The organism is Candidatus Binatota bacterium, from assembly GCA_012960245.1.
Classification (GTDB): Bacteria; Desulfobacterota; Binatia; order UBA1149; family UBA1149; genus UBA1149.
In genome coordinates, this window is record DUBO01000050.1 from 142003 (window position 1) to 154274 (window position 12272).

General features: G+C 63.7%; 9 protein-coding genes and 2 pseudogenes. 9 read left to right on the top strand and 2 right to left on the bottom strand.

The window, feature by feature from the left end; all coding sequences use genetic code 11:
- A complete protein-coding gene (gene glmS, locus EYQ35_09415; protein ID HIF64356.1) occupies positions 1–1830 on the top strand; it encodes a glutamine--fructose-6-phosphate transaminase (isomerizing) in 1830 nt (609 codons plus the stop codon).
- Positions 1831–1894: 64 nt separating this feature from the next.
- Positions 1895–3082, top strand: a complete 1188-nt coding sequence (gene ribB, locus EYQ35_09420; GenBank protein HIF64357.1) for a 3,4-dihydroxy-2-butanone-4-phosphate synthase — start codon at positions 1895–1897, stop codon at positions 3080–3082.
- A gap of 7 nt (positions 3083–3089) precedes the next feature.
- Here ribB and EYQ35_09425 read toward each other — a convergent pair whose 3' ends face one another.
- Positions 3090–3677, bottom strand: coding sequence for an acyloxyacyl hydrolase (locus EYQ35_09425; GenBank protein HIF64358.1), 588 nt, complete (start codon positions 3675–3677; stop codon positions 3090–3092).
- Between EYQ35_09425 and EYQ35_09430 the strand changes: the two genes are divergently transcribed.
- The 7 genes and pseudogenes from EYQ35_09430 to EYQ35_09460 all read left to right on the top strand — a co-directional run bounded on the left by EYQ35_09430 (position 3410) and on the right by EYQ35_09460 (position 11832).
- Positions 3410–5563, top strand: a complete 2154-nt coding sequence (locus tag EYQ35_09430) for a hypothetical protein (GenBank protein ID HIF64359.1) — start codon at positions 3410–3412, stop codon at positions 5561–5563. The genes EYQ35_09425 and EYQ35_09430 overlap by 268 nt on opposite strands.
- 36 nt (positions 5564–5599) lie before the next feature.
- A pseudogene (locus EYQ35_09435) lies at positions 5600–6742 on the top strand (DEAD/DEAH box helicase).
- Positions 6743–6955: 213 nt separating this feature from the next.
- On the top strand, positions 6956–8647 hold the full coding sequence (locus tag EYQ35_09440) for a carbon starvation protein A (GenBank protein HIF64360.1): 1692 nt from the start codon (positions 6956–6958) through the stop codon (positions 8645–8647).
- A gap of 116 nt (positions 8648–8763) precedes the next feature.
- Positions 8764–9687: a hypothetical protein gene (locus EYQ35_09445; protein HIF64361.1), complete on the top strand. Its 924-nt coding sequence runs from the start codon at positions 8764–8766 to the stop codon at positions 9685–9687.
- Positions 9680–11227 carry a hypothetical protein gene (locus EYQ35_09450; protein ID HIF64362.1) on the top strand — a complete coding sequence of 516 codons (1548 nt, stop codon included), beginning with the start codon at positions 9680–9682 and terminating at the stop codon, positions 11225–11227. The genes EYQ35_09445 and EYQ35_09450 overlap by 8 nt, the downstream gene beginning before the upstream one ends.
- A complete protein-coding gene (locus tag EYQ35_09455; protein HIF64363.1) occupies positions 11227–11445 on the top strand; it encodes a glutaredoxin family protein in 219 nt (72 codons plus the stop codon). Before EYQ35_09450 ends, EYQ35_09455 begins: the two co-directional genes overlap by 1 nt.
- A gap of 183 nt (positions 11446–11628) precedes the next feature.
- A pseudogene (locus EYQ35_09460) lies at positions 11629–11832 on the top strand (DUF3553 domain-containing protein).
- Between the two features lie 120 nt (positions 11833–11952).
- Here the strand turns inward: EYQ35_09460 and EYQ35_09465 are convergent.
- The gene (locus EYQ35_09465; protein HIF64364.1) at positions 11953–12204 is read right to left on the bottom strand and encodes a hypothetical protein; all 252 of its coding nucleotides are present in this window, start codon (positions 12202–12204) and stop codon (positions 11953–11955) included.
- Positions 12205–12272: the final 68 nt, after the last annotated feature.

The window sequence follows — 12272 nt, forward strand, 5'->3', positions numbered from 1 at the left end:
GTGTGCGGCATTGTAGGTTACGTCGGCTCGAGACCAGCCGACGAGGTATTGGTAGCCGGCCTGCGTAAGCTCGAGTACCGAGGGTACGATTCAGCCGGGGTGGCGACGCTCAATGGCGGCAAAATAGAAGTACGCCGCGCCGTGGGCAAGCTCGATAACCTGGTGGCGGTACTGGCCGAGAACCCGGTGGAGGGCAGATCGGGCATCGGCCACACACGCTGGGCTACGCACGGGCGGCCGTCCGAAGAGAACGCGCATCCGCACCGCGCAGGTGACGTCGTTCTTATTCACAACGGCATAATCGAAAACTACGTCGAACTGCGCGAACAGCTGCGCGAGCAGGGTTGCGAGATGCAGTCCGAGACCGACACCGAGGTGATATCCCACCTGGTCGACCTCGAGCTCAAGAAATCAGGCGACCTGCTCGCGGCGGTCCGCTCGACGATAGAGCTTCTCGACGGTTCGTTTGCCATCGTGGTCATGTCGGCCGCTGAGCCCGGGCGGCTGGTGGCGGTAAAGAACGCCACGCCTGTGGTCATAGGGCTCGGAGAGGGCGAGAGCTTCGTGGCCTCCGACGTTCCCGCCCTGCTCGAGTACACCCGCGACGTGGTCTTTCTCGAAGACGGCGAGGTAGCTGAGCTGACCACCGATGGAGTATCGCTGTCGGATTTTTCGGGCGCGGAGGTCACCAGGAAAGCCCAGCGCATTACCTGGGATCCGGTCACGGCCCGCAAGGGCGGTTACGAGCATTTTCTCATCAAGGAGATACACGAGCAGCCGCAGGCCATCATCGACACTACCCGTGGGCGTATCGCCCAGGAGAGCAGTCGCGTGGCCCTGCCCGAACTCGATGCTATCGCCGACCGTCTCGACGGCATAAAGCGGGCGACCATGGTTGCCTGTGGCACAGCGTGGCACTCCTGCCTCGTGGGAAAGTTCATATTCGAGCGGTTCGCGAGGCTGCCCACCGAGGTGGATTACGGCAGCGAGTTTCGCTACCGCGATCCGCTGGTCGACGAACACACACTGGCGGTGGTGGTGTCGCAGTCAGGTGAAACGGCTGACACGCTGGCGGCAATGGAATCGGCACGCGAGCGCGGCGCGCCAGTGTTGGCGGTGTGCAACGTGGTCGACTCGTCCATCGCGCGCAAGGCCGACGCGGTCATCTACACCCACGCTGGCCCCGAGATCAGCGTTGCCAGTACCAAGGCGTTCACCACCCAACTCACGGCGTTGTACCTGCTGGGCCTCTACCTGGGCGACCGCGCGGGAACCGTTGATCGCCAGCTCGAGGACGAGTGCATACAGGCACTGGTGCAGCTGCCCGCGTTGGTAGAAAAAACGCTGCAGTGCGAGGCCGAGGTCGAAAAGGCGGCGCGTCGTTTCGCGTCGGCCTCCGACCTGCTCTTTCTCGGTCGCGGCATCAACTACCCCATAGCCCTCGAGGGTGCGCTCAAGCTCAAGGAGATTTCTTACATACACGCCGAGGGCTATCCCGCCGGTGAGATGAAGCACGGGCCCATCGCGCTGATAGACGAGAACCTCCCGGTGGTTGTGCTCATCCCGCGTGACGAGGTCTACGAGAAAACCCTGAGCAACCTGCGCGAGGTCGAGGCACGAGGTGGTCGTATTATTGCCATCACTGATAATGCCGACGACGACCTCAGGGCGGTGGCCGAGTGCGTGATAACCGTGCCCAGCACGAGCACGTCGTTGCTCCCGGTGCTGCTCACCGTGCCGCTGCAGTTGCTGGCCTACCACGTGGCCGTGGAACGCGGTACCGACGTGGACCAGCCGCGTAATCTCGCCAAGAGCGTCACCGTCGAGTAGGCGCCCGCCAGCTAGAAAGCCACCCGTTTTCTCTACCCCGCGTCAGGGCTATAAAGCCTACTCAGTGGCCGATAACGACACAGGACAGGAAAGCGGGCTCGCCGGGGGCAACTCACCCGTCAGTTCGATAGAAGACGCGGTCGAGGACATACGCCTCGGGCGGATGATAATCCTCGTGGATGACGAGGACCGTGAGAACGAGGGTGACATCTTTGTCGCCGCCGACAAGGTGACGCCCGAGCACATCAATTTCATGATGCGCGAGGCCCGCGGGCTTATATGCCTGCCGCTGACCGCTTCGCGGGCCGACGAACTCGGGCTGCGCATGATGGTGCCCGAAAACACCACTCCGCTGGGCACCGGTTTCACGGTGTCGATAGACTCGCGCAAGTGCGCGGGACTGGGTATGACCGCGTCCGATCGAGCGCTTACCATCAGGGAGGCGGTGCGCGAGGGGGCCACGGCGTCTGATTTTTTGAGCCCGGGGCACGTGTTTCCGCTGCGCGCCCGCGACGGTGGCGTGCTGGTTCGCACCGGGCAGACCGAGGGGTCGGTGGACATGTCGCGCCTTGCCGGCTTGTCGGCGGCCGGTGTCATCTGCGAGATTCTCAACGAGGACGGCACCATGGCGCGCATGCCCGAGCTGGTGGAGTTCAGCCACCGTCACTCGATAAGGATAGCGACTATCGCCGACCTCATACAGTACAGGTTGCAGACCGAATCGCTGGTCAAGCGTCTCGCGTCGTCGCGGTTGCCCACGCGCACCGCCGGCGAGTTCGAGGTCCACGTGTATGGCAGCGACGTGGAAGACGGCGAGCACGTGGCCCTGGTCAAAGGCAGGATCGACCCCGACAAGCCGGTACTGGTGCGCACCCACGCCGAGTACCTGCCGGGCGACGTTTTTGCCTACAGCCACCGCAACACCGGTGCCCTGCTCGAGGCATCCATGCGACGCATCGACGAAGAGGGGGCGGGCGTGGTGCTGTACGTGAGGCGGCACGGGCGCGGTGCAGAGTCGCTGTCAGCTGGTAGCGACGGGGTCGTGTCGACCAGTCCAGCCAGCCGCCTGGCGGCGTTCAAGGACTACGGCATCGGCGCACAGATCCTGCGAGACCTGGGCGTGAGGCGCATAAGGCTGCTCACCAATACCCCGCCGAGGCTGCCCAACCTGGCCGGCTACGGTCTGGAAGTAGTTGAGACGGTGCCCATCGCCCTGCCCGACGATCTTGGCTCGGGCGCTACGACGACCTGACCCCGGGTCAGCGCAGGGTCACGAGGACAAAGTGGGTGTTGATGCCCGAGTTGGCGTCGGCCCACAATCCTGCGTGCGAAAGATGGCGCAGGCGGTAGCCGACGGCCAGTAGTTTTCCACCGGTCGTGGGCAGGTCGAAGCCCACTCCGACCTGGTCGCTGAACAGTATGCGCGAACCCAGGTTCAATCCGCGCAGGTCCGACCACGCGATACCCACGCCGCCTTCTATCCATGGGCGCAGCAGGCCTTGGCCAGTTCCCTGCCAGCGCAACATCGGCACCAGTTGCAGGTCGAAGCTTTCGCGGTCGCCCGCGAACAAAGTGAGCAATGGCTCGAGCACGGTGGCGATTGTGCCCCCGTGACGACGCGCCGCGGCGTCAAGAAAATCCGGCCCCCGCCATTCGTAGCGGTATCCCAGCGAGAGGCTGTACATGGAGACGTCGCCCTTTTCGGAAAAGCCCACCGCGACTACCGGTCCCGACAGGGTGGCGCTCGCGGTGTCGGCAGGGGGCGATTCGCCTGACCATGCGCTGTTTGCGCCCAGCCAGAATGTTGCCAGCAGGACGGCTGAAAACAGTCTTGCCACGTTTCTCATGGTCGTTGCATCCCGCTTGTTATATCCACGTAACAAGAAATACCCGGCCGCGAGCAGGCTCGCAAACCGGTGCCAGGACAGGTAGGCTGGAGAACGTGTCGTTTTTTTCAAGGGGGGTATGGCAACCACGCTCGCGGATGATATCCGGACAGCGTTCTGCTGCAGCGCCAGGCCTGATGTTGTCCGCCGCGATGTTGTCCGCCGCGATCTGGATCGTCGCCCCGGTGCCAGCCTGGGCGGCCACCGTCCAGGGCCCGGCCCGCGCCGAGTTCAAGCTGAGTGATAACCGACTTCTTCCCGGTGACAGCAGCACGGTTGAACTCACGCTGTCTATCGCCGATGGCTGGCACATCAACGCTATCGATCCCGGTCTCAAGTTCCTCGTGCCTGCCAGTCTTGATTTTAAGCTTCCTGAGGGCGTGTCAGTTTCCGAGCTGACCTGGCCTGTCCCCCAGCGCACCCGGGTCCGCTTTGCCGGGGGCAACGACATCTACACCCATGAGGGCAGCATCACGGTCAGTGGCCAATTGCACTACGATAGCATCGCTCCAGCCGGTGGTCGCGCGGTGGCCATACTCGGCTACCAGGCCTGCAACGAAACACTGTGCCTGCGACCCGAGACTATAAGGGTGCCGCTGGCGATAGAGTTCGTTCCCCTGCAAGCGGCCGAGCACGCCGGACCGGGCTACTACAGCAACCTTGGCCATCACGCCGGGCTCGCGCTCGGCGGACTGTCGCGGGATGGAAGCCGGGCTCTTCTGCTCGGCCTGCTGCTGGTAGGGCTGGCGATCAACCTTGTCCCCTGCGTCGGCCCCCTGCTGGGCTCGTCGGCGAGGGCGCTCGACCAGGTCTCGAGCTCGGGCTCATTGCGGGCGTCGGTGGGTCTTCTGGCATACGCGGTAGGTAGTTCACTGGTACTTGCCTCGCTGGTGGGCGTGGCCGCTTCGCTCGAATCAGGTCCACTGGCCGGCAACTCGGTGGTCTACCGGGCAGCCCTGGCGATGCTGGTCGTGGCGTTGTGCTCGCTGGGCCTGGCCGTGCGGTCGCCGCGTTCGGTGCCGGGCTCGGCTGTTGCCTGGCTGTTTCTCGCGGGTATGGCAGCCGGCCTGCTCGGAGCACCGCTGGTTGCCCTGGTGACGGTGGCGATTTCGAAAACAGGCGCTTCTCAACCGTGGGTGCTGGCCGCGGCGGCGGCCGTGGTTGCCTTGCTGCCCTCGCTTGCGCTGGTGATGCTGGCCCGCTCGGGAGCTGACGCGGACACCGTTCCCGCCTGGGTGGAGCACTTGTTCGGCTGCGCGTTGCTGGTGGTAGCCTGCAGGCTGGCGGCACCCGTGCTGCCCGAGCCCCTATCGACTTCGCTCGTGCCGGCCTTCGTGTTCCTGGCCGCGTTGTACATCGGCCTTGTCGATCGCCCGGGGCCGCTGTCGATCTCTGCGGGCTCGCTGGCTCGCACCGCGGGCGCGGCCCTGCTGCTGGTGGCCACCGCCTCGGTTGCGGCTCCTGCGCCGCAGGCGACCGGCCTGGCCTGGCAGGAATTCTCGGCCGAAGTTTATGACGCTAATCAGCGTAGCGGGCGCCCCATGGTGATGGAGTTCACCGCCGATTGGTGCCTGCCCTGCCAGGAAATGAAAGAACAGACTTTCAGTGATGAAGGGGTCGTAAGGGCGTCAGAGGGCATCGATCTGTTGAGCGTGGACATAACCGCCATCAACGATTTCGTGGACAGGGTAATGAAGTCCTTCAAAGTGCAGAGCGCCCCGACAACGATATTTTTTGACTCCTCGGGCAAGGAAGTCACGCGACGAGCGGGTTTTATAGGGGCGGCCGACTTTATCCGGTTGCTCCGGCAGGCAGGCGAAGGTACACCTGCGAAGACCGGTATCTGAGCCTCGCCCCGTCCGGGGCCGCCAGGAGGAATCACCATAGAGTTTGCTGAACTTGACCTTCCCGAACAGGTAAGACGCGGTATTGCGTCGGCGGGATTCACCCACTGCACGCCTATACAGGAGCAGTCGCTTCCGCTTGCCTTGCAAGGACGAGACGTGGCCGGACAGGCCCAGACGGGCACGGGTAAAACCGCCGCTTTTCTCATTGCCATGTTCAGCCTTTTGCTGCGCCGGGATGCGCGCAGGCCCGAGGACGGTGGGTCCGCTCCGCGCTGCCTCATCGTTGCTCCTACGCGCGAGCTAGCCGTGCAGATACGCGACGAAGCCATCCTGCTGGGCCGATACTGCGACATGGAGATTGCCGCTGTTTACGGTGGCGTGGATTACGAGAAACAGCTCAACCACGTGAAGTCGGGCATAGACGTGCTCGTGGGGACGCCCGGGCGCTTGATCGACTACTACAAGCAGAGAGCTTTCACGCTTGATCACCTCGAGGTTCTCGTCATCGACGAGGCCGATCGCATGTTCGACATGGGGTTTATCGACGATATCCGTTACATGCTGCGCAACATGCCTCCGCCTGACCGTCGCGTGTCGTTTCTCTACTCCGCGACCTTATCGCAGAGGGTGGTCGAACTCGGCTACGAGCACCTGAGCGAACCTACGCAGGTGGAGGTGTCGCCCGAGCAGGTGACCGCCGACAACATCGAGCAGACCGTTTACCACGTGGGCATGGACGAAAAGTTTTCGTTGTTGCTGGGACTGCTGCGTCGCGAAAAGCCCGATCGCGCGCTGCTGTTTGTAAACACAAGAATAATGGCGACCCAGCTGGCCGAGAGGCTCACTCTCGAAGGTTTCAGCGCCGGGGCCCTGGCGGGCGACGTGGATCAGCGCAAGCGGCTGAAGTTGCTCAACGGTTTCAAGGAGGGCTCGATCAGCCTGCTCGTGGCCACCGATGTGGCCTCGCGGGGGCTGCACATTGAAGAGGTCAGCCACGTTTTTAACTACGACCTGCCGCAGGACCCCGAGGACTACGTCCACCGCATAGGCCGAACCGCCCGTGCCGGGGCTTCGGGCAAGGCGATTTCGCTGGCCTGCGAGCGCTACGTGTATTCTTACGAGGCTATCGAGGAATTCGTCGGCTACAGTCTGCCCTTTGAATTTCCGGCCGAAGAGTTGCTGGCGAAGCCCAAGCGGTGGACTCCCAAGCGGGTTAAGCGGGGCGGGCCCGGTGGTGCCAGGGGCGGACCGGGCGGCGGCCGCGGCGGTGGCCGCGGGGGTGGCCGCGGGGGTGATCCAGGAAGGTCGTCGGGTGGCGGTGGCCGTCAGGGGCGACGGAGATCGACGGGGTCCGGTTCGGGCGCCCGGACCGGCTGACCGGGAGAAGGGGCGTTGGCGGTACTGGCAGCGGTTGTCTGTCTGGCGTGTTATGCCGCGACCTATCGTTTCTACGCGGGCTATCTTTCCTCGCGCATTTTCTCGCTGCGCGCAGATGTTGCGACTCCGGCCCACCAACTACGTGACGACATAGACTACGTACCCGCGCCGCGGGGCGTTCTCTTCGGCCATCATTTTGCTTCCATAACCGGCTTGTCGCCGATGCTCGGTCCGGCCATCGCCGTGATCTGGGGATGGCTGCCGGCCATGATCTGGGTAGTGGCGGGTTCGCTGTTTATAGGTTGCGTGCACGACATGAGCGCTCTCGTGTTGTCGGTGCGGGCGCGCGGCTTGTCGGTGGGGGCCATTACCGAGGGCATCATCGGCGCGCGGGCCAAGACGATGTTTCACGTCGTCATCTTTTTTGGCGTGGCACTCGCCATGGGTGTGTTCGTGTCGATTCTCTGCGACCTGTTCATGCCCGGGGCTTACCCCCAGGCCGTGATGCCGTCGGCTGTTATCATGGCGCTGGCCGTGGTCACGGGCGTGGCTTCGTACAAGCGGGGTGTGTCGATGACCCGGCTCGCTACGGCAGCTTTCGTGATCACCTTGCTGGCCGTGTTCCTGGCGGCTACCAACGAGTGGCTGTCGCCGCAGTGGGACAGCCGCGGTGGCTGGGGAGCCCTGCTGCTGGCTTACGCTTTCGGTGCCTCGGTGCTGCCGGTCTGGCTGCTGCTGCAGCCGAGGGATTTTATCAACTCGCTGCTGCTGTATCTCGGCATGGGTCTTATGTACGGCGGTTTTTTTGTCCTCGCGCCCGAGTTTTCTTCGCCCGCGGTGGTGCTCAATCCCGAGGGAGCGCCGCCGATGTTTCCCTTCGTGTTCGTGGTCATCGCCTGTGGGGCGGTGTCCGGCTTTCACGGGCTGGTGGCCTCGGGAACGACCGCCAAGCAGCTCGACCGTGAAACCGACGCGCGGGCTATCGGCTACGGCGGCATGATGGGCGAGTCGTTGCTGGGCCTGATGGCGGTGCTGGCCTGCACGGCCGGCTTCAGCTCCGCGGGTTCCTGGCACGAGCACTACTCAAGCTGGGGGGCGGCCAATACCCTCGGCGGTAAGCTGGGCGTGTTCATAGAGGGCGGTGCACGTTTTGTTTCGACCCTCGGGCTGCCCTCTGAGTTGTCTACCGCGTTGATATCGGTAGTGGTGGTGTCGTTTGCTCTCACTACCCTCGACTCGGCTACGCGCCTGCTCAGGTACAACATTGCCGAAATGGGGCAGGGCTTCGGCGTGAAGCGCGAAAACCGTTTTGTGACCTCGGCGTTGGCCGTGGTGGTGATAGGCTTCTTTGCCTTCTACGAGGTGGACGGCCAGCCGATGGGGCTCACCCTCTGGGGCCTGTTCGGTACCACCAACCAGTTGCTCGCCAGCCTGACGCTTATCCTCGTGTCGTTGTACCTGTACCAGCGAGGCCGCAACCCGCTGGTCGCCGCCGTGCCCGCGGTCTTCATGACGATTACGACCGTGGTGGCGATGGTGAACAATCTCGGTCGTTTCTACGACGCCGGCCAGCACCTGTTGTTCGCGGTCGGCCTGCTCCTGCTGCTGCTGGCCCTGGGCGTCGTGGGCGAGGGGCTGCTCGCGCTCAGGCGTGCAACCACTGCCAGGGCTGCCGGCCCGCCGCTCGACCGCCTCTCGGTATTCTGAGGGCAAGGCGCCCGACAGGGGCGAAGCGCACGGGGACGCCTCGCCATTCTGGAGAGGACGGTGTTGTGCGAAAACCATTGGCAGACGCGCCGTAGCCTGATAGGTTACGTCTGGAGATGGCTTTGGACTCTTTTCCCGACGCGGTCCATAGCGTACCGCTTGCCAGTCAGGAAGCTTCCCCACGCAAAAGTTTTGCCCTTGACGAAGAGGGGCGCCGGCGCCTGGCTGAGGCCACGGCACCACGAGTAAACGAGGCTATCGAGGCGGGATCAGCCGATAATTATGGTCTTGACCTTGCCTTCCGCTCCCGCTCGGAACCGCTGTTCAAGTTTCTTTTTGACAACTACTGGCGGGTCGATCTGCAAGGGCTCGAAAACCTGCCCGAGCAGGGTGGCGCCATACTCGTGGGTAATCACTCGGGTGCGCTGCCCCTGGACGCGACCATGGTCTGCTACGCGCTGTCCAACGTCTGGAAGCCCGGCCGCGTGGTCCGGCCGCTCTTTGACGCTTTTGTAGAGGGCATGGGGCCGGTGGCGGACGCTTACCGAAAGATGGGCGGGGCGCCGGCTCGCTACGCGGTTGCCGACCAACTTCTCGGCCGTGGCGAAATGCCCCTTATATTTCCCGAGGGCGTAAACGGTGTCGCCAAGCTCTTCGACGAGCGTTACAAGCTGCGTCGCTTTGCCACTTCGGCTGCCAGGCTCAGCCTGCGCCACCGTGTGCCCATCATTCCCTTTGCCGTCATCGGGGCGGAGGAAACCTACCCCGTCATCGGTCGCAGCAGGAGGCTGGGCCGTCTGCTCGGCGCGCCCTACATGCCCATCACCCCGCTGTTTCCACTGCTCGGCCTGGGTGGATTGTTGCCGCTGCCCACGCGTTGGACCCTGGTGTTCGGCAGGCGGATTTACCTCTACCGTGAGAATCGTTTTCGCGGTGAAGGCAGCACAGATTTTGACGCCATGTCGCAAAGGCTTCGGCGTACCGTGCAGGTGCTCATTCGCCGTAAGCTGGGCCAGCGCAAGTCGATCTTCCTTGGCTGAGCATCTTCGCTACCCATCGTCGCGACCAATGACGGCCAACAGCATGGTTGTCGCGACAATACTGTTGCTCAGCGTCGCCGCCTGTCGCCCGTCTTCTACCGTTGCGCCTACTACTGTTACGCCCATGCCGGGCATACCGATACTGTTGCTGACCGTAGACGCGCTGCGGGCCGACCACCTGTCGATATACGGTTATCCGAGAGACACCGCTCCCGCGCTCAGTCGGTTGGCCGAGGACGCGGTTGTTTTTGAACGTGCGTTTACCCCCTGCCCCCGTACCAGCCCGGCCTTCGCGTCGTTGTTTACCGGAAAATATCCGCACGGCCACGGGCTGAGGCAACTGGGGCAGGAGCTGGCCGGCGATAATCTCACCCTGGCCGAATTGCTCGCGGAGGCTGGTTACAGCAGTCGCGGATTCGTGAGCAGCACGGTGCTGGTCGGCCAACTCTCGGGTCTTGACCAGGGCTTTGATGCCTGGGATGACCTGCTGCCGGCGCGCGAACGCAACCGTGAGAACTATCAGCGCATCGCGGCCGAGACCGTGGCCAGCGTCTCCCGCGAGCTGGACGGGGGGTGGCAACCCGGTTTTCTTTTTCTGCACCTCATCGATCCGCACGGACCCTACGCAGCACCCGAGCCGCGTAGCTTTGCGCCCGGCCCGGCGGCGTCTGCCTCCGGGCTGTTCGAGCCCTCGCTGGTACCCGAATACCAACGGCTCGACCAACGGCCGCGCCTGCGTGATTACATCGACGCCTACGATGCCGAGATAAGTTATGCCGATGCCTGGCTGGGGCGCTTGCTTGAGAGGCTGCGGCAGACCGACCTCTACGACAGGGCGTTGATAGTGGTCACGGCCGATCACGGCGAGGCATTCGGCGAACACGGTTCCTGGTTCAGGCACGGGGCGACACTGCACGAAGAGTCGACCAGGGTGCCGTTGCTGATTAAGCTGCCCGCCGGCCCGCGCGCCGCGGCGCCCGCGCGGGTGACGGCAGCGGTATCATTGGTAGACCTGCTTCCCACCCTGCTCGACTACGCGGGGGTGTCGCCACCACCCGGCCTGCACGGTAGCAGCTTGCGGGGCCTGCTCGAGGGTGACTCGCAAAGCTCCCGCGCCGTGTTTTCTACCCGGACAGGGAGGACCATCAAGTGGGCAGCCCACACCCGCCAGGGCACACTGCTGGCGTCGGACTGCCCCGGCGGTGACCCCGGGCTGTGCGCGTGGAGTTGGTTCGACGCCGCCGACGCTGACAGCCGCGACGGCTTGCCGGCCGCCAGCGCTCCAGCGGGCACGGCCGAAAAACTGCGCGACTTCGTTACCCGCTCGCGAGCAGCCACACTGTCGTTCGCTGTAGCGAGGCGCTATCGTCCGTCGGACAGGGATTTTGTTGGGAGCTTCATGCAGGAGCACAACCGCGGCGAGGCTGGCCTGGACAGGCAGCAGCGACTCGCACTCGAGGAGCTGGGCTACCTGCAACCCCTCGCCGACGATGAGCCCCCTGCCGGCCGGAAGCCGTCCGAGCAGGATCACAGGAGGTAATGACTACCGTGGCAGTAACGCTTTATGTAAAGACCGGGTGTCCGTACTGCTCGGCCCTGCGCGGCCGCCTGCAGGCCGAGGGAAAGCCGTTCTCGGAGATAAATGTACTCGATCAACCAGAGCGCGTGCCCGAGTTACTTAAGCTGAGTGGCGGTGAGCGTATAGTGCCGGTGCTTGTAGACGGGGGCCGCGTGGAGGTAGCCCCCGAGGGGGGTTGAGGGTTTTAGAACGCGGCCGTGTGCCGCATAATCCAACTACTATTTCCGTCCCGGCCGTTGGCTTGGGGCTCGGCCCCGGGCCGCCTCCGCGGGCACGAAAATTGCCGGTAATTTGTTTGCATAAAAGTCTTGCTAAGCGGCCTCAACCCGTTGTAGTGTTCGAGTCAAGCATGGAATTTATCGATGAGGGGTATAAGGCAATTTCTTCGCCTCGGTGACCGCGTCTGGCAGGAGTACCGGGAGGATTGGGGTAACGGCGTGGTCGTCGAGGTCATGACCTCAACGATAATCGGCGGCACCTGCCTGGTGCGCATTCTCTTCGAAGACGGTCAGCAGCGTACCTTCAACAACGACCTTAACAGCGAGATGTGTTGCGCCCGCATGGGCATGTGCAGGGAGCACGTTCTCGGTCGGGGCCGCGATCGCAGCGACAGCCGCAGGCCGGTCACCCGCCAGTTAACGGCCGCAGAGCTTGGCTGAGAGCTCCTTTCTATAGACCGCCGGCGGTCAGTCTTCAGTATCAGCCTGGGCAGTGTTGTCGGCGGCTCCAGCCGGGGCTGCCGTGTCGCTTGATCGGCTGTCTTCGGCCGGTAGCGGCTTGCCCCAGGGGTCGGTGGGAGCGATGCCTATCTTGTCGAGCGTAGCCAGGGTGTCCGTGTTGACCCATTCCGTTCCCATAACGCAGGGCCTGGGCTGACCGTTCTCGTCAACGGTCGACGGGCCGGCGACATTGAAGTCCAATTGCATTCTCTTTGCCACGGTCGAGTACCCTGCCACGGATACGACCGAGTTGCCAGCCTGCCGTTAAGTTGATATCGCTGCTCTTT